Origin of the sequence: Sphingomonas sp. IC081, assembly GCF_006874585.1 — a bacterium.
Lineage (GTDB): Bacteria > Pseudomonadota > Alphaproteobacteria > Sphingomonadales > Sphingomonadaceae > Novosphingobium.
Genome location: NZ_CP029761.1, coordinates 150,935 through 171,268 on the forward strand (window position 1 = coordinate 150,935; position 20,334 = coordinate 171,268).

Genomic DNA, 20,334 nt, shown 5'->3' on the forward strand with positions numbered 1-20,334 from the left:
TCTGGGTTCCTTATCCGAGCATGCCGATGAGGGTGTCGTACATTTCCGAGGCGGTGGTCATCACCCGCGCGGCGGCACTGTAGCTGTTCTGGAGCACGACCATCTGGGCGAGTTCCTCGTCGACGTTGACGCCGGCGTAGCTGTCGCGCCGGTCCACCGCGTCGGTCATGCGCGCGGCCGCGTCTTGCGAGGCGCCGGACGCCAGCGAAGCGGCCGAGCCGATCCCGCCAAGCAGCGCATTGGCAAAGTTGCCGACCGTCTTGACGCCGTCCTTGCCGAAATCGGTGGTGGCGGTCAGCGCGTCGACAAAGGCGGTGGCGTTGCGGTAGTCGGCGCCGCCGATCGCCTTGTCGCCAATGGCGGCATCGAGCTGGAGCTGGGCAAGCGGTACCTTGGAGGTGTCCGCCAGCATGGCCGAGGTCACTTCCGCGTTCTTGAGGCCGCTGGCCGAGCCGGTGAGGCCCGAGAGCGCGGAGAACGAGAGGCCGGTACCGCTGCGGTTGGTCGAATCCGAGGGGATCGAGATCGTCGAGCCCGCCGAGGTGGCGTTGGGCGTAAATGCCACGCGGCCATCGCCGTCCAGCGCGAAGCTGCCATAGGCGGCGAGCGGGCTGGCATTGAGGTTGGTGATCACGTCGCCCCAGCTGTCGCTGCCGGTGCTGCTGTAGGTGTACTGGCCGAGCACTTTGCCGCTGGGATCGCGCAGCACCATCTGCGCGGTCTCGCCTGCGGCAAAACCGGTGGGATCGGAGGCGATGAAGCCGGAGGGCGTCAGCGCGCTGCTGTCCGAGCGGATGATGTTGTTGAGCCCGAAGAACTGCGAGAAGCCGGCACCCGCGCGGTCGCTCGGGCTGTCGGGATCCTGGGCGATGGCGATGCCGTTCGCGCTGGACGAAGCGGTGATCGACATCACCCCCTTGGCATCGATGCTGGCGGTGGCGTCGGGCGAGAGCCCGGCATTGATCGCCGCGATCGCATCGTCGACGGTTGCGCCCGTGCCGAGCGCGTCGAAGTCGACGGTGACCTTGTTGACCAGGGTGCCGTCGCTGCCGAGCACGGCAAACGTCGCCTTGCCGGTGAAGCCGAGGCGGTCGCTGCCGGTCAGGCCATTGGCCTCGCCGGTCAGGCTGTTGGGCGGGGGCAGGGTGGTGCCCTCGTTGGAGACCTTGTTCAGCGTCTGCGCGAGGCCGGTGAAGAGCTGGCCGAGCTGTTCGGAGAACTGCGGCAGCGTCTTGTCGCGCATTTCCAGCAGGCCGCCGAGCTTGCCGCCGACCGAGGTGGAATCGATCTTCTCGCCGGTCGAGGCGCCCATCACGCCGTTGTCGGAGGCGAACTTGATGTCGATCGCGGGATAGGTCGCCTGGGCGGCGGCGGCGCCGGAATTGTAGGAGAGCTGGCGCAGGCGCTTGTCGAGCAGGGTCTGGCCCGAGGCGGTGTCGATAAAGACGCGCCCGTCGCTCTGTTCGCGCACGTTCACGCTCATCAGCCCGCTCAGTTCCTGCAGCGCGGACATGCGCTCGTCGGCGGGGCCGGAGGTGCTCTGGCCGAGGCCCTGGAGGCGCGAGACCTCGCTGTTGAGGTCGTTGATATTCTGGAGCAGCGCGTTGACGCGGCTCACCGTGTCGCCGACTTCGCTCTCGACGTCGGATTGCAGGCTCGAGACCTCGTTCTGCAGGCCGGTCAGGGTATCGAGCGTGTCGTCGATGCTGCCGGTGAACAGCGCGATCGACGATGACGAGCCGTTGAGGCCGGAAATCTGCGATACCGTGCTGGAAATCGAGTTGAGGCGCGCGGCGAGGCCCGAGGTGGAATCGGTGGCGCCCAGCATCGACTGCAAGCGGTCGAGATAGCTGGAGACAGCATCGGTGCGTCCCGCGGTGCCGGCGCGCTGGTAGACCGCGTTTTCAAGGAACTTGTCGGCCACGCGCGAAGGTTCGCCGACGACCACGCCGCTGACCTGTCCGCCCGATACCGCGGTCGCCAGCGACACCTTCTGCCGGGCGTAGCCGGCGGTGTTGACGTTGGCGATGTTGTTGGAAACCGTTTGCATCCCCGCCTGCGAGGCCGAGAGGCCCGACATGGCGGAACTGAGGATCTGGCTGAGGGACACGTTTCGGGTTCCTGCAAGTCTCGTGGGTGGGGGAAGTGGGGGGAGTTGCCTGAAAATCCGTTTGCGACGGATTTTGCGGCACCGGCTCTCTCCCCCGCCCGATCGCCCTTACAGGGTAGAATTCGGGCGGTCGGGTGGGGGAGAGGGCCGGTACCGCATTGGAAATGCCCGACAGGGCATTTCCAACCGGACAATCAGCGCTTCAGGTTGCTGACTTCCTGAAGCATGTCGTCGACCGTGGTGATGATCTTCGACGAGGCGCTGTAGGCGCGCTGGTAGAGGATCATGTTCGAGAACTCGGAGGCGAGATCGACGTTCGAGGCTTCGAGCACACCGGCCGAAAGCGAACCGCCGCCGAGCGACCCCGGCTCGTTGATCGAGGCATTGCCCGAGCTTTGCGAGGCGACATAGGCGTTGCCGCTGACGCGGGTGAGGCCGTCCGGATTGGCGAAGGTCGCCAGCGGCAGCTGGTAGATCGCGCGCGAGGTGCCATCGTCGAACACGGCGCTGACGATGCCGTCTTCCGAGATCTCGACCGAGGCCACGGTGCCGAGCATGCCGCCGTTGGCGCTCGAGGAGAGCAGGGCGGAATCGCTGGCGAACTGGGTCAGGCCGTCAAGGCCGTCGTCGCTGCCCAGGGCGAGGCTGATCGGGGTCGAACCGGCGCCGTTGGCCCAGCTGACGCCGAGGTCGGCAAACAGCGCCGAGGACGAGCCGGCAAGATCGAGGCTGCCGTCGGCGTTGAAGGCGATGGTGCCGCTGGCCAGCACGCCGGTGCCGCCTGCAGGCAGGACATCGGCCGGATCGGCGGTGATTTCGGCGGCCCACTCGTTGGTTGCGGTCTTGACGAAGTTGAAGGTCACGGTGTGCGAGCTACCTTGCGCGTCGTAGACTTCGACCGAGCGGGTGAACTGCGGGGTGACGGTGCCCGAGGCCATGTCGCCGGCCGTATAGGCGGTGACGGCGGTGGCGGTGGAATCGAGGTTGGCGCGCATCGAGACCGAGGTGGTCGGGGTCGCGGCACCGGTCAGCGCGTTGGGCTTGATCGCTTCGAGCGAGGTCATCGAGCCGTTGTTGACATAGTTGCCGTCGGAATCGAGCGGCCAGCCGGTCAGGTAGTACCCGGCAGTGTTGACGAGGTAGCCGTCGCTGTCGGTGGTGAACGAACCGGCGCGGGTATAGGCGATCGAACCGCTGGTATCCGAGCTCGAACGCACCACAAAGAAGCCGGCCCCGTCGATGCCGATGTCGGTCAGGCTGCTCGAAGCCTGGAGCAGGCCCTGCTTCGAGATCAGCGCCTTGGGCGAGGCGGTGACGCCGCCGGCCGAGTAGCTGCTCTTGATCTTGCCGTCGGTGACCAGGGTCTGGAACTGGGCCGAGACGCCCTTGTAGCCGACGGTGTTGACGTTGGTGATGTTGTCCGCGACGGTGGCCATCGCGCTCGCCTGAGCGCCGAGGCCTGACACGCCCGCGTAAAGAGCGGAATAAAGGCTCATGTCATTCTCCTGTGCGTCCGGGCCGGGAATTGGCGGGCCGGCTGTCGGACCAGAGCCATTGTAGGATGAAATTTGCGACCAACTGTTCGGAGCGGCAGGAAAAAAGCCGTCGGATCGTCACCGCACTGACTCATATCATCCTATAAATCTGGAAACGTGTCTCGGGGGCTGCACACATGACTCTTCGCATTTCGCTCAAGAAGGGCGAGCCGGTGATCGTCAACGGCGCGGTGCTGCGTGCGCAGGGCCGGACCGATCTCGTGGTCGAGAATACCGCGACGATCCTGCGCGGCCGCGAGGTGATGAAGCCCGAGGAGGCGGTGACGCCCGCGCGTGCGCTCTATTTTGCCTGCATGATGGCCTATATCGACGAGGCCGAGTTGGCTCGCCACCAGCAGTCGGTGCTGGAGCGGCTGGAGACGCTGATGGCCGCGCTGGAATCGCATGAGGCCAAGGCGGTCTGCATCCGCTTTGCCCAGAAGGTCGCCACCGGGAAGTTCTATGCCGCGCTGGTCGATTGCCGCTGGCTGATCGCCTACGAGGCCGATGCGCTTGCCCGGTTCGCGCCGGCGGAAGGCTCCGTGCCTTCCGAACCCGAAACCGCGGCCTGACGGAAGCGCGCCGATGGCCAGTCTTGCCGCCGCTGCCGCAGGCCTGCGCCTGCTGACGCCGGACCAGCGCCATGGGCGCGTGGTTGCGGTGCGCGGTGCGTTGATCGAGGTCGAGGGCTTGGCCGGTGCCGCGCAGATCGGTTCGCGGGTCAGCCTGCGCTCGCCAAACGGCACGGTCGAGGCGGAAGTGACCGGGCTCGATCGCGGGATCGCCCATTGCCTGCCTTTCAGCGATCCCCAGGGTATCGCCTCTGGCGCGCGGGCCGATCTTTCGGCCAGCCAGTTCGCGCTGCGTCCCTCCGAAGGCTGGCTCGGCCGCATGATCGACGGTCTTGGCCGTCCGGTCGACGGCAAGGGCGCGCTGCCGCAGGGCGAGGTGCTGCGCAAGATCAAGGCCTCGCCGCCGCCGGCCTCGTCGCGGGCGCGGGTGGGCACCTGCGTCTCCACCGGCGTACGTGCCCTCGATATCTTTGCGCCGCTCTGCAAGGGGCAGCGGCTGGGCCTGTTCGCGGGGTCGGGCGTCGGCAAGTCGGTGCTGCTCTCGATGCTGGCGCGCTGGACGGACTGCGATGTCGCGGTGATCGGCCTGATCGGCGAACGCGGCCGCGAGGTGCAGGAATTCGTGCAGGACGACCTCGGGGTCGAGGGGCTTGCGAGAAGCGTCGTGGTTGTCGCCACCTCGGACGAGCCGGCGCTGATGCGCCGTCAGGCAGCCTGGACCACGCTCAGCGTTGCCGAGCATTTCCGTGACCAGGGGCTCAACGTGCTGTGCCTGATGGACTCGGTCACCCGCTTCGCGATGGCGCAGCGCGAGATCGGCCTTGCCAGCGGCGAGCCGCCCGCGACCAAGGGCTATACCCCCACCGTCTTTGCCGAACTGCCGCGCCTGCTGGAGCGCGCCGGGCCGGGGTTGCCGGGGCAGGGCACGATCACCGGGCTGTTCACGGTGCTGGTCGACGGCGACGATCACAACGAACCGGTGGCCGACGCGGTGCGCGGCATTCTCGATGGTCACGTCGTCATCACCCGAAAGATCGCCGAGCGCGGCCGTTACCCGGCAATCGATGTGCTGAAGTCGGTCTCGCGTACCTTGCCGCATGCGCTTGGCGAGCACGAGAACCGCCTGCGGCTTGCCGCAAGGCGCGAGCTTTCGACATATGCCGACATGGAGGAAATGGTCCGCCTTGGCGCCTATCGCGCCGGGTCGAGCGAGCAGGTGGACCGCGCTGTCGCCTTGTCGCCCCGCATCGAGGACCTGCTCAAGCAGGGCAAGAACGAACGCGGCCACGCCGAGGACAGTTTTGCCGCGCTTGCCGGGATTCTCGACCTTCCCGAACTGGCACCTGAAGGCGAGGTGGCGTGATGAAGACCCCATATGATGCCGCGCTGCGCGTGCAGCGCCGCGAGATCGACGAGATGAGCGTTGCCATCAGCCGCGAGGCGGGGGTTCTTGCCGCAGTCGAGCAGGCCCATGCCGAGACCCGCGATGCCATGCGCCGCGAGGCCGACCTTGCCGGCAAGGACGTGACCGAAAGCCTCGTCATCGCCTCGCACGGTTACTTCGCGCGCAAGCGTGACGAGCGGCGGCAGCTCACCGGCTTGCAGGCGGAACTGAGCCGCAAGCTGGAAGCGCTCCGCGCCGAGGCGGTGGAGGCCTTTGGCACGTTCCGCACGATCGAAAGCGCCGCCGACGCCTTCCGCCAGGAAGCCGAGCGCGTCCAGGCCAATGCCGAGCAGGCCGGGATCGACGATCTTGCCGCCGCGGCCTTCCTCAAGGCGCGCCGCGGGGCACGTCGCGGGGATGCGGCGTGAGCGATCCTGTTGCCGTCCCTGCCACTGGCGGCGGGCATGCCGCTGCCGGCACGCAAATGCGCGGGTTGGACCCGGCGCAGAAGGCGAAGCTGATCTATGCGCAGGCCCGCAGCGAGATGTCCGACCGCCTCTGGCGTGCGGCGCTGGGCAGCGACGGGCCGGATGGAGACAGTTCCCGTCTCTCCGAAAAGCGCGGACTGCCGATGAGCCTCGAAGCCTTGCTGGGGTTGCTGGAAGGCGACGGCAAGACGCCGTCCTCGGCGGTTCCCGCCATGGTCGCGGCGCTGCAGCGCGGCGAGGCGCCGGTCGGCGACGGCAGTGGTGGCGGGCGGGAACGCGGCGCCAAGGACGGTGATGCCGAGGCCGATGCCAATTCCAATGCGGGCAGGGACGGCCAGGGCGGCGATCTCGCGCTGGGCCATGGCCCCAATGCCCGCTATGCGCCGATGCTGGGCGCCGCCGCGAACCGCACCGGGCTGCCGGCTGCCGCCCTGGCGACGATTGTCCATGCCGAGGCGGCCAAGGACGGCGACGGGCGCTGGCTACCCTATTCGCGCAATCCCCGTTCCAGCGCCGCCGGCCTCGGGCAGTTCCTGTCGAGCACCTGGGAAGGGGAGGCCGAGCGCGCGGGCACCTGGCTCAATGCGACGGCGCGTGCCAACGGCTGGCTCAACGAGCGTGGCCATGTGCGCGGCGATGCCCGCGCCGAACTGCTGTCGCTGCGTTACGATCCGCAGGCGGCGATCGAGACCACGGCAGACTACGCGCGCGCCAATCTCGACGGCTTGCGCAAGGCCGGGGTGACGGTCGGCAGCGGCGTCGAGGAACTCGCGCGCACGGCCTACATCGGCCACCATCTCGGCCGCGGCGATGCGGTGCGGTTTCTCACCGGCAGTCTCGATCCGGCGCGGGCGCGCCGGTTGCTTGATGCGCAGATCGGTGAGGCGCAGGCCAGCCGGCGGATCGAGCAGGCCGGAAGTGCTGTCGCGGCTCATCGTTCATGGCTGTTAGATTTCGTTGGGCGAAATATTAAACCGGCAAATTTTGCCGCCTGAAGACTTTGTTAACCCTTTCGGGCGAATTTGTCCGGTGATCTGCGCGTCATTCTCGGCAGTTTGGAAATTTCTTCGAAATATAGGAGAAAAGACTGCTTGTTATAGGATAGCTTACGCGGTAAGACATCAAGCACAGACTGACTGGTTGAAGGACGGTTGCCGCAGGGGTGCACGCCGTCCCGTGCTTGGGGGCTCAACATGTCGAAGATCACGATTGCTCTAGAATCCGCAGTTGCGCGCGTTAAAGCCAGTTCACCGCCGGAAGGGCAGGTATCCACCGCCCGGCAGCGAGCCGAAGTGGACCGTGCATTCGCCCATATCCTTCGACTGATCGCGCCGCGCATCCGTCATTTCATTCGCCAGTACGGCCTCGCGGCCCACTGGGACGATGCCGAGCAGGCATGCTCGATCGCGGTTCATCGTGCCATCCAGGCCTATGACTCCGAAAAGGCGCAGTTCACTACTTTTGTTAACTGGCAGATCCGCGGCGAACTGCAGAGCTTGCGCTTTCGCCTGATGACCGACCAGCGCCCGTCCGCACGCAAGGTCGAGGCGGTGACCGTCTCGCTCGACGCGATCGGCAGCGGCGAGGATGGCGAGGATATCTCGATCGTCGCCTCGATCGAGGACGAGGAAGCGCTGGATCGCACCGAGGCTGCCGCCTCCGACTATCTGGCCCGCGCGGCGATGGTCTCGCTGGCCGACACGTACGTCGAGCACTTGCGCAAGACCGGCATGGAGCGCCTGCGCCGCCAGGCCCGCTCGCGCAAGGGACGCCGTGCCGAAGTGGAAGGCAACGAAGGCGTCGATGCCGACGATCGCCAGCGCCGCCGGGTCTGGCGTGCGGAAAGTTCGGCCATCGATCCTGCCGATCTCGCCGAACTCGAGGAGCGCCTGCAGCACAACCGCAAGGTCGTCGAGCACCGCCTGTTCGAACTGCTCCCCGGCGAACCGTTTGATGACGATTCCGGCGTTATGCGCGAACGTGCCCGCCAGATCGCCAAGCGCGCGGCGCGCACGATGTGCGAACTGGCCGGGCTCGACCCGCGTTTCGCGATGATGGCCGAATACGGCCAGGCGCTTTCCGCACACTGACGGCGCCGCCCCGCGCCTCTCCCCATCAGCAGTTACCCCATGGCCGGGAGGATGTGCATTCGCATGTCCTCCCGGTTTCCGTTTTTTGCGGATGACGGCCAGTTAGCCCTCCTGCAGGTGTCGCGGAACGCGGGGATTGCGGCGGTTCGCGGTGATCGGCGCTTGTCCCCGATGCTTGCGCTTCCCCTCCGATCATGTGTGGCGGTTGGGCCGCAGGCTTCGATTATTTCTCGGTCCGCATGCGGATGTTTCTGAAACGGTCCTAGATTACCGGTAAGTCCGCCTCGGCAGTGTGCCCGGAAGGCAGGGCGCTAAGGGAGCATTTGCGTAGTCATGAAAAGGGAAACGGCCATGCGGGCCATCGCCCAAGGGACAACCCCGGCGATCATCCATGGTGCGAACCGGCGGGCAGGCGGCGTGGCCGGCCGCGTCGGTGTCGTGATCGGTGCGGCGGCTCTGCTCGGCGGCACGGCGGGCGTTGCCCATGCCAAGGACGGCCTGCTGGAGCAGGCGATCGGGGCGCCCGAGGGCCTCACCATCACCGGCGGCGTGCGCGCGCGGGTGGAGGGCATCGATGGCCAGTTCCGCCCCGGCAAGGCCGAGGACGACCTGATGTTTTCGCTCAAGACCACGCTTCAGGTCGAGTACGACGGCGGCCCGTTCCGCGTCGGCGGGGAATTGTGGGATGCGCGTGCCTACAACGAGCATGCCAATTCCTCGGCGGGAACCACCGAGGTCAATGCCATGGAGATGGTGCAGGCCTATCTCGGGCTGGACTTCAAGACCGGCGCCAGGAGCGAGGCACGGCTGACGGCCGGGCGCTTCACCATGAACCTGGGGTCGCGGCGCCTGATCGCGCGCCAGGCGTTCCGCAATTCGACCAATGCCTTTACCGGCGTCAACTTCGTCTGGAAGGACAGCCGCGGCAACCAGATCACCGCGCTCTGGGCGATGCCGCAGCAGCGCCTGCCCGACGATGCCCAGAGCATTCACGACAACGCCGTCCACTGGGACCGGGAAAGCACTGACCTGCAGGTATGGGGCGCGCACCTGACAAAGGGGCAGGTGCTGGGCGGTGTTGCCGAAGTCTACGGTTTCGGGCTGGACGAGCGTGACAGTCCCAGCGTGCAGACCCGCAATCGCCATCTCTTCACCTCGGGTGCGCGTCTTTACCGCAAGCCCAGGGCGGGCCGCTTGGACTATGATCTCGAGGGCGCCTACCAGTTCGGCCGGACCCGGCTCACAACCTCACCCAGCGATGTGACCGACCTCGATGTCTCTGCCTATTTCATCCATGCCGAAGCGGGCCGGACCTTCGCCGGTGGCTGGCAGCCGCGCCTCTCGTTTGATTTCGACCTCGACAGCGGCGAGCGCCAGGGCAGCAAGAGCTACAACCGCTTCGATACGCTTTTCGGGGCCCGCCGTTTCGACTTCGGCCCGACCGGGCTCTACGGCGCCGTCGGGCGTTTCAACGTGCTCTCCGGCGGTCTGCGCGGCGAAGTGAAACCGGACGCGAAGTCCGACGTGATGGTCATGTACCGCGCGCTGTGGCTGGCCTCGCGCACCGACAGCTTCGGTTCGACCGGCGTGCGTGACGCCAGTGGGCAGAGCGGCCGTTTCGCCGGTAATCAGGTCGAGGCGCGCTATCGCCGCACGCTGGTGCCGGATATGCTGCACTTCGATACCGGGGTGGCCTATCTCGCCAAGGGGCGCTTCCTCAAGCAGGCTCCCAATGCGCCGCAGACCGGTGATACCAAGTACGGGTACTTTGATCTCTATTTCGATTTCTGAAAGCAGCAGAGGCGGTGGCGGGCGGCGATCCGCCACCGCGCTGCGTTCAATCGACCGGCAGCAGTCCGGCGGCAAAGGCGATGCGCAGGGCTTCGGACAGGCTGCGCACGCCGAGCTTTTCCATCAGTTTGGCGCGATAGATCTCGACCGTGCGCGGGCTGATGTCGAGGTCGTGGGCGATCACCTTGTTCGACTGGCCCTCGATCAGGCCCTTCAGCACATCGCGTTCGCGCGGGGAGAGCAGTTCGAGCATGGCGATGGCCTGCTCCTTGCGCTGCGCCGCCGCGCGCGTGGCGGCCTGATGCGAGAACGCGGCGTCCAGCGCGGCGATCAGCTTGAGATGATCGCACGGCTTCTCGATGAAATCGGCCGCGCCCAGCTTCATCGCCTGAACGGCGACCGAGACGTCGCCTTCGCCGGTAAGCACGATCGGGACGAAGCGGTCGGGAATGTCGCCGATCGCGGCCAGCACGCCAAGGCCGGGGGTGCCGGGCATGTGCAGGTCGAGCAGCATGCAGCCCGGTTCGAGGCGCGGAGCGGCTTCGAGAAAGGCATCGCCGGATTCGAAGCAGGTGATGCGGCTGTCCGCGACCAGCGAGAGCAGGTACTCCAGCGAGGTCCTCACCGCGTAGTCGTCGTCGACGATATAGATCCGGCGCACGCTCATCCGGCCTTCAACTCCAGTTCGCTATAAGTCGGCAGGGTGAATTCGACGGCGGCACCGCCGCCCTCGATGTTGTGCAGCGCCAGCGAACCGCCATGCGCCTCGACGATGCGGCGGCAGATCGACAGACCCAGGCCCATGCCGTTGGACTTGGTGGAGCTGAACGCCTCGAACGGGCGGCTGATGACCTGATCGGGCAGGCCCGGCCCATTGTCTACCACGCGGATCATGATCTGCCCCTCGGCGACCGCGAGGGTGGTGATGGTGACCGCGGGATTGGCGACGTCATGCGCCTCTATCGCGTCGAAGGCATTGTTGATGAGATTGACCAGCACCTGCTGGATATGGATGCGGTCGGCCAGGATCACCGGCGCGGCGGCGTTGGGATGGTATTCCAGGCGCACGCCGGGCGCCTGGCTGCGCGAGCGGGCCAGCTGGAGCGTGTCGGCGATCATTTCGTCGAGCGGCTGGGCGCGGATGTCGAGTTCGCCCTTGGAAACGAAGGCGCGCATGCGGCGGATGATGTCGCCGGCCCGCAGCACTTCCTGGCTGGCGAGGCGCAGCAGTCGGCGCAACTGGTCCTGTCGCCATTCGCGCTGCAGTTGCAGTTCGATGGCGCCGAGGAAGTTGGCGGTTGCCGTGAGCGGCTGGTTCAACTCGTGCGCGAGACCTGCGCTCATCTCGCCCATGGCACTGACGCGCGAGGCGTGCAGGAACTGTTCGCGCAGTTCGTGGATGCGCGCATCGGTCTGCAACTGTTCGCGCAAGTCGCGCACGAAGGCGATCGAGATCTGCTCGTTGCCGATGTTGGCCTCGCCCACCGTGAGTTCGACCGGCACTTCGTTGCCCTGACGGTCTCGTCCGGCGGTCAGGCGGGTCATGCGATCCTGGACGCTGGAGCCTCCGGCATTCCTGGGCTCGGCGGATCGGGAAGCGGCGCCGTGGTGATGATGATGATGGTGATGGCGGTGGTGATACTGCGGCAGCACCAGCCGGACATCGCGGCCGAGCACGTCGTGCGCGGCATAGCCGAACAGGGCCTCGGCCGTGGCGGAGAAGCTGCGGACGAGGCCCTGTCCGTCGATGGTGATCATCGCTTCGGGCACGGTTTCGAGGATCGAGCGCAGCTCGGATTCCCGCGATTCCAGCATCTCGGCCCGGCGTTCGCGTTCGGTCGCGTCCATGACGATGCCGATCAGGTCCAGGCTGCCGTTGGCGGGATCGCGGTGGATCAGTACGGTGCCCTCGATGACCGCGGGTTGATCCGGGCGCTGCGACTGCAGGCGGAAGCCGTAGCGCCCCGGGACCCAGGCCTCCGGCGAGGTTATCTTGCGATCGAACACGCAGGCGATGTGCGCCAGCCATGCGGTCATGCCGCCTTCGAAGCGGCCTGTCTCGAGCCCGAACAGTGCTTCGGCGCGGCCGTGAAAGCGGAAGGAATCGTCCACGCTCGACCATTCGAAGATTCCGAGGCCATGCAGATCGACGGCAAGGGCGAGCCGCGCCTCGCTGGCCAGCATGGCCTGTTCGGCCTGCTGGCGCGCGGTCGCATCGGTCATCGACAGAACGATCATCGGCGCGCGGTCGCTGCGTGGCTGGACGATCTGCCGGGTCTCGAAAACGCGCAGCAAGCTGCCGTCGGCGCGCATCTCGGAAAGTTCGGTCTCCTGGGCGGCCATGGCGTGGGCAGGCGGATAATCGCGACCCGGGATCCGGGAGGCACCGGTCAGTTCGTGCTTGTTGAGGCCGAGCACCTGCTCGGCGCTCCAGCCGTAAAGCCGTGCGCAACCGTCCGACCAGCGCAGGATGCGCCCCTCGATGTCGGTGATCGCGATCGGCGCCGAATCCAGCGCCGCGCTGATCGCCCAGCGAGCGCTGCTCTCGCGGCTGATCCGTAGCCACGACCATGCGATCAGGATGCAGGAGGCCGTGACCTGGACGACTGCGAGGAAGATCACCATCGCCTCTGTCGATAGGTGGGTGTCACGCTTCGCCCAGAACAGCATGATCGCCGATAGCACCGGCAGGGCCACCGAAAACAGCAGCGTCCATTGCAGGGTCGAGGCGCCGAAGCCGCACTGCGGCTTGCGCGGCCAGGCGAGATCGCGCCGCAGCAGGATCAGCGAAAGCGCCAGCGCGGCGATGGTCACTGCGGTCGGCACCGACATCAGCGCGCGGCGCGTATCGTGATCGGCAATGCTCAGGCCGGTGGGTAGCAGGCTCCCGGAAATCGCGGCGATGGCGATGACGACACTGGTCAGGGGGACCGTGCTGCGACGCAGGATGCGCTGGCGCGCGGCGACCGCGAGTGTTGCGAGGCCGAGCAGGACGATGGCCAGCGCGGGCAGAACCCCCGGGCGGCCGCTGGCAGGGCGGGGCTGATGCGCAAGGATCTCGGCAAACAGCAGCGTGTCGATGCCGAGGCTGCGTCCTGCCGCTTCCTCGAACAGCGCGGCAAGCGCGATGCCGAGCGGCAGTGCGATCAGCATCCGCGCGAGGCGCAAGCGCTGCTTCGCCGTCGCCCAGACGGCAAGGCCCAGGCTCATGCAGGAAACCGCGGTGAGCGGCTGCATGAGCATGCCGGTGGCAGGCAGCCCCGCCAGCTGCAGGTTCGCACTGAACCAGCCGGTGAGGACAACAATGCCGATCAGTTGTACGACCACGATCAGGGCAGGAATGGCCGGTGCCATGCTGGCAGGAGGCGACCCGTCCGAACGCGGCGGCGAGGGGTTCAGTTCCTGCATCCGGGTCCGCTGCTTGCGCCTGTTAGCTCAGGCTCAAAGGCTGACCTCGCCTTATCGCGTCGAGCGCGATTGTAAATAGAGGCGAGGTTGGGCGGTCCCGGCATGAACGCTGGTTTGAGGATAACCGGTTGATATTCGGTTTCTAAAATTTAATCCGGAATGAAGGTATTCCGTCAGCCCGCGAACTGCTGCTGACCGACCTTGCCGTTCTCGTTCGACAGCCCTTCGATGATCGCGCGGTTGACGTCGATCAGGTCGTCGATGGTACCGCTGCCGGTCATCACGCTCGAGGTATACTTGGTGACCCACAGGCCGATCGAGATGATGGTCGCCCGCAGCTCGTCCGGAAGCCGGTTTCCCGATGTTGCACAGATGCTTGCGAAGGTGCCCCAGACCTGCCTGTTACGGTGCAGCGGGGCCATCAGGGCGGCGCCCTTGAGGCCGGAATCGCGCGCCGCGATCATCTCTCCGGTGACCTGGCTCATCAGCCGGTACTCGGTGCCGCGCGGCGAGGCGATCACCTTCTGGACGCGACGATAGGCATTGATTGACATGGTGGCTCCCGCGAACTCGTCAGCGCCGATGGGCGCGCCATCTTTATAGGACAAAATTGCCGGAGGCGGACGCGGAGCGCGCATGGACTGCGTTCGGGCGACCACTCTCTGCAAAAAGCGCTGCCGTGAATCCGGGGCATGCGATCTTCGTCCTATAATCACGGCAAGGGCTCCGTGGCTGTCACCACGCCGCCGCAAGCCGTTACGCCATCCACCATTCGCGGACCCAGTCATGCTCAATGCCATCGGCCTCATCGTCATCCTGCTGTGCGTATTCGGCAGCTTCCTGATGTCGGGCGGCAACATCATGGTCATCTTCCATGCCCTGCCGCATGAAATGCTGGCCATTGCGGGGGCCGCCGTCGGCGCCTTCATCCTCGGCAACTCGATGCAGACGGTGAAGAAGACCTGGAAGGGCGTGGTCCGCGTGTTCAAGGGTTCGCGCTGGAACGAGGGCGACTTCCGCGACCTGCTGGCGCTGCTGTTCATGCTGCTGGCGACGTTCCGCAAGAGCGGCGCCAACGCGCTTGAACCGCATCTCGACAAGCCGGAGGAAAGCGAGCTGTTCCAGCGCTATCCGCGCCTGCTGGAGGACCACGACCTGATCGAGTTCACGTGCGACTACTTGCGCATGATGACAGTCAACTTCGAGGATCCGCACCAGCTCGCCGAAGCGATGGAAGGCGATATCGAGCGCCACCATTCCGAGGAACTGGCCCCGCAGCACTCGCTGCAGATGATGGCCGACGGCCTGCCGGCGCTCGGCATCGTCGCCGCCGTGCTCGGCGTCATCAAGACGATGAGCTCGATCGATCAGCCGACCGAGATTCTGGGGGCGATGATCGGCGGCGCGCTGGTCGGCACCTTCCTCGGCGTTCTGCTCGCCTATTGTCTGGTCGGTCCGATCGCGCAGAAGCTGCAGCAGATCATCGATTCCGATTTCAAGCCCTACCTGATCGTGAAGACCGCGATCATCGGCCACGCCCAGGGCCAGCCCACCGAAGTCGCCATCGAACTGGCGCGCCGCATGACCCCGTCGCCCTATGCGCCCTCGTTCTCGCAGCTCGAGACCGCGCTCGACGAAGTGAAGGACCAGCTTAATGCCAAGCCTGCCTGAAGGCGCGAGCGGCGAAGGTCCGCTCGTCCTGCCCACACATGCCTCCACCGTCACTGCCGAGGACTTGCGCGACCGGCTGGTCGCGGCGGTCGGCGCCATCGAGATCGATGCCGGCGAAGTGGAATCGGTCGGGCAGGCGGTGCTCCAACTGCTGCTTGCCGCCCGTAACGAGGCGGCGTCGAGCGACCGCCCGTTCGCCATCGTCAATCCCAGCAGGGCCTTCGTCGACCGCGTCCGCGCCTGCGGGCTGGCGGCGTCGCTGGGGCTCGTTGAAGAGGAATTTACCGCGTGAGCAAACTGATCCTGACTGTCGATGATTCCGCCACGATCCGCATGCTGCTCAAGGCATCGCTGACCGCGCAGGGCTTCCGCATCGAGAGCGCCAACGATGGCGAGCATGGGCTGGAGCGCATGCACGAAGTGAAGCCCGACCTGCTGATCACCGACATCAACATGCCCAAGATGGACGGCTTCGAGCTGATCGAGGCGGTCCGCAAGACCGCCGAGTTCAAGGGCACGCCGATCCTGGTGCTGTCGACCGAGTTCTCGGACGAGAAGAAGACCCGCGCCCGTGAGGCGGGCGCCACCGGCTGGATCACCAAGCCGTTCGACGCCGATCGCCTGGGGGCGGCCATCCGCCGCGTGTGCCCGTGAGCGACGAACTCGACGAAATCCAGGCGATCTTCTTCGAGGAGTGCGTCGAGGGTCTGGCGGTGGCCGAGGAAGGCCTGTCCGCCATGGCCGCGGGCGACACTTCGGCCAGCGTGATCGCCGGCGTGTTCCGCGCCGTCCACTCGATCAAGGGCGGCTCGGGCGCCTTCGGCCACACCGCGCTGCTCGGCTTCTCGCACCGTTTCGAGAACGTGCTCGACGAAGTGCGCGCCGAACGCATCGCGCCGACACCCGAAGTGACGCAGTGCCTGCTGGGCGCCTTCGACATTCTCTCGGACCATGTATCCGCCGCGCAGCACGGGGCGGATGCGCCGGACGACGGCCACATGCTGGAACAGCTCGACGCGATTCTCGCAGGTGGCGGCGCCCCGGCTGCCGCACCGGAGCCTGAGCCTGTCGCGGCTGCGCCCGTGGAAGCGGATGAGTTCGGCTTCACCCCGGTCGCGGTTGTCGACCTCGACTTCGGCGGCGATGCCGATCCCTTCGGTTTCGAGCCGGTTGCCGTGGCGCTCGACGATTTCGATGCGGGCGAGCCTGCCGGCTGGACGGTGCGTTTCGGTCCCTCGCGCGGGGCCATGGCCAATGGCGCCGAGCCGCTGCTGGTGATCCGCGAACTGGAATCGATGGGCGGCGAAGTGACCGCCGTCGATACCGAGGCGCTGCCGCCGCTCGCCGAACTCGACCCCGAGGACAGCTACTTCGTCTGGACGGTGGCGCTGCCCGCCAGTGTCGACGAGCGCGACATCCGCGACTGCTTCGACTTCGTGGCGCCGGATTCGCTGATCGAGGTCACGCAGGCGCAAGTGGCCGCGCCGGCACCGGTCGAAGCGGCTGCTCCCGCTGCTGCCGAGCCGGAGGAAATTCCCTTCGAGCCGGTCGCGGTGGTTTTTGACGACGTGGTCGTGCCGCTGCCGGTCGAACCGGCACCCGCTGCCGCTGCGCCAGCGCCTAAGAAGGTCGAGGCGGCCAAGCCCGATGCGGCCAAGCCCGAGGCCAAGCATGCCGTCGAGGTGGCCCAGACGATCCGCGTCGACCTTGGCAAGCTGGACCAGCTGCTCAACCTTGTCGGCGAACTCGTGATCCGCGGCTCGATCCTGTCGGACCGTCTGTCGCCCGCCGACCAGGAGCGTGTCGAACTGCCGGAGCTGTCGCGCCTCACGCGCCAGATCCAGGACAACGTGATGTCGCTGCGCGCACAGCCGATCAAGCAGGCGTTCTCGCGCGTGCCCCGCATGCTGCGCGACCTTTCGGCCGAGACCGGCAAGAAGGTGATCCTCGAGACCACCGGCGAGATGACCGAAGTCGACAAGGGCGTGATCGAGAAGATCGGCGATCCGCTGACGCACATGATCCGCAACGCGGTCGATCACGGTATCGAGAGCCCCGAGGACCGCATTGCCGCGGGCAAGTCGCCCGAGGGCACGATCTATCTTTCCGCCGAGCAGAAGGGCGGCCGGATCCTCGTGAAGGTGCGGGACGACGGGCGCGGCATCAACCGCGAGCGCGTGCGCGCCATCGCGGTGACGCGCGGCATCATCGCCGCCGATGCCCAGCTTTCCGACGAGGAGATCGACAGCCTGATCTGCGCGCCGGGCTTCTCGACCGCCGAGACGATCTCGAACATTTCCGGCCGCGGTGTCGGCATGGACGTGGTCCGCTCCAACGTCGAGGCGCTGGGCGGGCGACTGGAAATCGTCTCGGTGCCGGGTGAGGGCACGACCTTCTCGATGGCGCTGCCGCTCACGCTCGCCATTCTCGACGGCATGATCGTGCGCTTGGGCGACCAGCGCTTCGTGGTGCCGCTCGCCAACGTGATCGAGACCGTCCAGCCCGAACCGGGCCAGGTCCAGGCGACGTCGCCGACCTCCGAGGTGATCGAACTGCGCGGCCAGTACCTGCCGGTGCGCCGGGTGGGCGAGATGTTCGGCATGCGCTCCGAGCGCCCGGCCGAGGACTCGCTGGTGATCATCGTCGAGAGCGAGACGGCGGGCCACGTCGGCCTGATGGTCGACACCATCGACAACCGCCGCGAGGTCGTCCTCAAGAGCCTGGAGGACAACCTCCACCCGATCCGGGGCCTGGGCGGCGCGACGATCCTGGGTGACGGCGCCATCGCGCTGATCTTCGACGTGGACGCGCTGGTCGCGACCGGCGGCGCTTCCAAATTTGCACTGAAAGGACTGGCGGCATGAGCACTGAAGCGATTGCTAACGACGAACGCAAGATCGTGACCTTCACGCTGGGCAACCAGCTGTTCGGCATCGAGATGGCCTCGCTCATCGAGATCCGTGAATGGGAAGCGCCGACGCCGCTTCCCAGCGTGCCCTCCTATGTGCTGGGCGTTGCCAACTTGCGCGGTTCGGTGATCCCGATCGTCGGCCTGTCCGAGCGGCTGGGCTGGGAGCCTAGCGTGCTCCATGCGCGCTCCTGCGTGCTGGTGGTCACCATCGGCGGGCGCAACGCCGGTTTCCTGGTCGACGAGGTGCAGGACATCGTCTCGATCAAGGGCAGCGAGATCCAGCCGGCGCCGGATACCGAAGTCAACGACCAGAGCGCCATCGCGGGCCTCGTCAAGATCGAGCGCCGCACCTCGGACGCCTCGAACCAGGAGGCCATGTGCCTGCTGCTGGACCTCGATGCGCTCAGCCTGACGCGCCATATCCCGGAACTGGCTGCGTGAGCACTTCGGCCGCCTCTGCCGGCACGCTCGCGGCGAATGCGGAACTGCGCCCGGCGCAGTTCCAGGAGATCGCCGCGATCATGCAGCGCGAGGCACGCATCCACCTGGTCGAAGCCAAGACGACGCTGGTGCACTCCCGCCTCAGCCGCCGTCTGCGCGAACACGGGCTCACCAGCTTTGCCGACTACGTCTCGCTGGTGCAGCGCGATGCGCAGGAGCGCCACGCCATGGTCGTGGCGCTGACCACCAACCACACGCACTTCTTCCGCGAGGCGCACCACTTCGATCATCTGCGCAGCCATGTCCTGCCGCAGTTGCAGGAGCGGGCGCGCCGGGGCGAGAAAGTGCGCATCTGGTCGGCCGGCTGCTCCAGCGGCGAGGAAGTCTACACCATCGCCATGTGCCTGGCGGGCGAAAGCCCGGCAAGCGCGGCCTGGCTCGACAAGGGCGACGTGCGCCTGCTGGCGACCGACATCTCGCCCCCGGTGGTCCAGGCGGTGTCGCAGGCGACCTATCCCGACAGCGCGGTGGAGCCGATCCCGGCGGGCTACCGCCAGCGTTGGCTCAAGCCGGCGGGGACGGGATACCACGTGATCGCCGAAACGCTGCGCAAGCTGGTGGCCGCGCGTGTGCTCAACCTCTTCGACCAATGGCCGATGCGCCAGAAGTATGACGTGATTTTCTGCCGTAACGTGATGATCTATTTCGACGATACCGCCAAGGCCGAGCTGGAGGCGCGTCTGGTCGACATGCTCCAGCCCGGCGGCACGCTCTACATCGGCCATTCCGAGCGCCTGATCGGACCCGCCGCCACCCGCATGAAACCGGTCGCCCAGACCGCTTATGCGCGGATCGACGGGGCAGGTGCGGCATGACCGATCCTGCAAACGAGAAGGTCCGCGTTGTCGTCGTCGACGACAGCGCGGCGATGCGGGCGCTGCTGACCAAGCTGCTCAACCACGATCCGCTGATCGAGGTGGTCGGCCAGGCACCGGAACCCCATGCCGCGCGCGAGATGATCAAGGCGCTCAATCCCGATGTCGTGACGCTCGACGTCGAGATGCCGGGCATGGACGGGCTGTCGTTCCTGGAACGCATCATGCGGCTTCGCCCGATGCCGGTGGTCATGTGCTCGACGCTGACCGCGCGCGGCACCGAGGCGACCATCGAGGCGCTGCGCCTCGGCGCGGTGGACTGCATCGCCAAGCCCTCCGGCAATCCGCTGGAGATCGCGCAGGACGGTGCGCTGCTGCGCAAGATGGTGCGCACCGCGGCACGTTCGTCGGTCCGCGCGGCGGCGGTCCGTCCGGCGGCGCCGCGTCCCGGACAGGTTGCGGCCACGCCCGCACCCTCGGCAGGCCCGCTGCGCGACGTCGTCATTGCCATCGGCGCCTCCACCGGCGGCGTCGAGGCCCTGTTTTCGATCATCGGCGCGCTGCCGGTCGATTGTCCGCCGGTGCTGGTGGTCCAGCACATGCCGGCGATCTTCACCGGCGGCTTTGCCGCGCGGCTCGACCGCGAGGCGCGTGTCAGCGTGGTCGAGGCCAAGGACGGCATGACCCTCAAGCGGGGCACGGTCTACCTCGCCCCCGGCGGCAGCCATCACATGGAACTGGTCGGCGGTACCAGCGGCCATGTGCGGCTGATCGAGGGCGAGCCGGTGTCCGGCCATCGTCCTTCGGTGGACGTGCTGTTCCGCTCGGTTTCCGCGCTCGGCTCGCGCGCTGTGGGGGTGATCCTCACCGGCATGGGGTCGGACGGGGCGGAAGGCCTGCTGCAGATGCGCACCGCCGGTGCGCGGACGATGGGGCAGAGCCGGGACACATGCGTGGTCTACGGAATGCCGCGTGCCGCCTTCGAGCGGGGCGCGGTCGAAAAGGAAGTGAATTTGTCGGCACTCCCCGAGGCGATCCTCGGGGCTTGCCGGCGGTAA

General features: G+C 66.9%; 18 protein-coding genes. 13 read left to right on the plus strand and 5 right to left on the minus strand.

The genetic code is table 11. From position 1 onward, the window contains the following. Positions 1-10: 10 nt before the first annotated feature. Both flgK and flgE read right to left on the minus strand, forming a co-directional pair. Complete coding sequence (gene flgK, locus DM450_RS00805) at positions 11-2,110, minus strand: flagellar hook-associated protein FlgK (protein ID WP_185928662.1); 2,100 nt, start codon at positions 2,108-2,110, stop codon at positions 11-13. A 194-nt stretch (positions 2,111-2,304) separates the two neighbouring features. Further along, positions 2,305-3,606 carry a flagellar hook protein FlgE gene (gene flgE, locus DM450_RS00810; RefSeq protein WP_142632178.1) on the minus strand — a complete coding sequence of 434 codons (1,302 nt, stop codon included), beginning with the start codon at positions 3,604-3,606 and terminating at the stop codon, positions 2,305-2,307. A 176-nt stretch (positions 3,607-3,782) separates the two neighbouring features. On the opposite strand from flgE, the gene DM450_RS00815 reads away from it, so the two are divergent. From DM450_RS00815 to DM450_RS00840, 6 genes are all read left to right on the plus strand, one after another. Then, complete coding sequence (locus tag DM450_RS00815) at positions 3,783-4,217, plus strand: flagellar biosynthesis repressor FlbT (protein WP_142632179.1); 435 nt, start codon at positions 3,783-3,785, stop codon at positions 4,215-4,217. A gap of 13 nt (positions 4,218-4,230) precedes the next feature. After that, on the plus strand, positions 4,231-5,580 hold the full coding sequence (fliI, locus tag DM450_RS00820) for a flagellar protein export ATPase FliI (protein ID WP_142632180.1): 1,350 nt from the start codon (positions 4,231-4,233) through the stop codon (positions 5,578-5,580). Further along, positions 5,580-6,029: a hypothetical protein gene (locus DM450_RS00825; RefSeq protein WP_142632181.1), complete on the plus strand. Its 450-nt coding sequence runs from the start codon at positions 5,580-5,582 to the stop codon at positions 6,027-6,029. Before fliI ends, DM450_RS00825 begins: the two co-directional genes overlap by 1 nt. After that, entirely contained in the window at positions 6,026-7,084 is a 1,059-nt protein-coding gene (locus tag DM450_RS00830; RefSeq protein ID WP_260610036.1) for a peptidoglycan-binding protein, read from the plus strand. Before DM450_RS00825 ends, DM450_RS00830 begins: the two co-directional genes overlap by 4 nt. 198 nt (positions 7,085-7,282) lie before the next feature. Beyond that, the gene (locus DM450_RS00835; protein ID WP_142632182.1) at positions 7,283-8,179 is read left to right on the plus strand and encodes a sigma-70 family RNA polymerase sigma factor; all 897 of its coding nucleotides are present in this window, start codon (positions 7,283-7,285) and stop codon (positions 8,177-8,179) included. 351 nt (positions 8,180-8,530) lie between these two features. Then, the gene (locus DM450_RS00840) at positions 8,531-9,970 is read left to right on the plus strand and encodes an alginate export family protein (protein WP_142632183.1); all 1,440 of its coding nucleotides are present in this window, start codon (positions 8,531-8,533) and stop codon (positions 9,968-9,970) included. A 46-nt stretch (positions 9,971-10,016) separates the two neighbouring features. On the opposite strand, the gene DM450_RS00845 is transcribed toward DM450_RS00840, so the two are convergent. From DM450_RS00845 to flaF, 3 genes are all read right to left on the minus strand, one after another. Beyond that, positions 10,017-10,637, minus strand: a complete 621-nt coding sequence (locus tag DM450_RS00845; RefSeq protein WP_142632184.1) for a response regulator transcription factor — start codon at positions 10,635-10,637, stop codon at positions 10,017-10,019. Further along, positions 10,634-13,378 (minus strand): PAS domain S-box protein, encoded by a 2,745-nt coding sequence (locus DM450_RS00850; RefSeq protein ID WP_142632185.1) that lies wholly within the window; start codon positions 13,376-13,378, stop codon positions 10,634-10,636. The genes DM450_RS00845 and DM450_RS00850 overlap by 4 nt, the downstream gene beginning before the upstream one ends. Positions 13,379-13,551: 173 nt before the next feature. Further along, positions 13,552-13,932 (minus strand): flagellar biosynthesis regulator FlaF, encoded by a 381-nt coding sequence (gene flaF, locus DM450_RS00855; protein WP_142632186.1) that lies wholly within the window; start codon positions 13,930-13,932, stop codon positions 13,552-13,554. Between the two features lie 232 nt (positions 13,933-14,164). Between flaF and motA the strand changes: the two genes are divergently transcribed. The 7 genes from motA to DM450_RS00890 are packed head-to-tail and all read left to right on the plus strand — an operon-like array spanning position 14,165 to position 20,334. After that, positions 14,165-15,049: a flagellar motor stator protein MotA gene (motA, locus tag DM450_RS00860; RefSeq protein ID WP_142632187.1), complete on the plus strand. Its 885-nt coding sequence runs from the start codon at positions 14,165-14,167 to the stop codon at positions 15,047-15,049. After that, entirely contained in the window at positions 15,033-15,341 is a 309-nt protein-coding gene (locus tag DM450_RS00865) for an STAS domain-containing protein (RefSeq protein ID WP_142632188.1), read from the plus strand. The genes motA and DM450_RS00865 overlap by 17 nt, the downstream gene beginning before the upstream one ends. Then, the gene (locus DM450_RS00870; protein ID WP_142632189.1) at positions 15,338-15,703 is read left to right on the plus strand and encodes a response regulator; all 366 of its coding nucleotides are present in this window, start codon (positions 15,338-15,340) and stop codon (positions 15,701-15,703) included. The genes DM450_RS00865 and DM450_RS00870 overlap by 4 nt, the downstream gene beginning before the upstream one ends. After that, positions 15,700-17,913, plus strand: a complete 2,214-nt coding sequence (locus DM450_RS00875; RefSeq protein WP_142632190.1) for a chemotaxis protein CheA — start codon at positions 15,700-15,702, stop codon at positions 17,911-17,913. Before DM450_RS00870 ends, DM450_RS00875 begins: the two co-directional genes overlap by 4 nt. Then, positions 17,910-18,401: a chemotaxis protein CheW gene (locus DM450_RS00880; RefSeq protein WP_142632191.1), complete on the plus strand. Its 492-nt coding sequence runs from the start codon at positions 17,910-17,912 to the stop codon at positions 18,399-18,401. Before DM450_RS00875 ends, DM450_RS00880 begins: the two co-directional genes overlap by 4 nt. Continuing rightward, positions 18,398-19,276, plus strand: a complete 879-nt coding sequence (locus DM450_RS00885; RefSeq protein WP_242526256.1) for a CheR family methyltransferase — start codon at positions 18,398-18,400, stop codon at positions 19,274-19,276. The genes DM450_RS00880 and DM450_RS00885 overlap by 4 nt, the downstream gene beginning before the upstream one ends. Then, entirely contained in the window at positions 19,273-20,334 is a 1,062-nt protein-coding gene (locus DM450_RS00890; protein ID WP_142632192.1) for a chemotaxis response regulator protein-glutamate methylesterase, read from the plus strand. The genes DM450_RS00885 and DM450_RS00890 overlap by 4 nt, the downstream gene beginning before the upstream one ends.

Bases quoted from the DNA above. Each gene is read 5' to 3' on its own strand.
- DM450_RS00865 (WP_142632188.1), top strand. From the start codon at position 15,033: ATGCCAAGCCTGCCTGAAGGCGCGAGCGGCGAAGGTCCGCTCGTCCTG.
- flgE (WP_142632178.1), bottom strand. From the start codon at position 3,606: ATGAGCCTTTATTCCGCTCTTTACGCGGGCGTGTCAGGCCTCGGCGCT.
- DM450_RS00840 (WP_142632183.1), top strand. From the start codon at position 8,531: ATGCGGGCCATCGCCCAAGGGACAACCCCGGCGATCATCCATGGTGCG.
- motA (WP_142632187.1), top strand. From the start codon at position 14,165: ATGCTCAATGCCATCGGCCTCATCGTCATCCTGCTGTGCGTATTCGGC.
- DM450_RS00890 (WP_142632192.1), top strand. From the start codon at position 19,273: ATGACCGATCCTGCAAACGAGAAGGTCCGCGTTGTCGTCGTCGACGAC.
- DM450_RS00835 (WP_142632182.1), top strand. From the start codon at position 7,283: ATGTCGAAGATCACGATTGCTCTAGAATCCGCAGTTGCGCGCGTTAAA.
- DM450_RS00845 (WP_142632184.1), bottom strand. From the start codon at position 10,637: ATGAGCGTGCGCCGGATCTATATCGTCGACGACGACTACGCGGTGAGG.
- fliI (WP_142632180.1), top strand. From the start codon at position 4,231: ATGGCCAGTCTTGCCGCCGCTGCCGCAGGCCTGCGCCTGCTGACGCCG.
- DM450_RS00880 (WP_142632191.1), top strand. From the start codon at position 17,910: ATGAGCACTGAAGCGATTGCTAACGACGAACGCAAGATCGTGACCTTC.
- DM450_RS00815 (WP_142632179.1), top strand. From the start codon at position 3,783: ATGACTCTTCGCATTTCGCTCAAGAAGGGCGAGCCGGTGATCGTCAAC.
- DM450_RS00825 (WP_142632181.1), top strand. From the start codon at position 5,580: ATGAAGACCCCATATGATGCCGCGCTGCGCGTGCAGCGCCGCGAGATC.
- flaF (WP_142632186.1), bottom strand. From the start codon at position 13,932: ATGTCAATCAATGCCTATCGTCGCGTCCAGAAGGTGATCGCCTCGCCG.
- DM450_RS00850 (WP_142632185.1), bottom strand. From the start codon at position 13,378: ATGCAGGAACTGAACCCCTCGCCGCCGCGTTCGGACGGGTCGCCTCCT.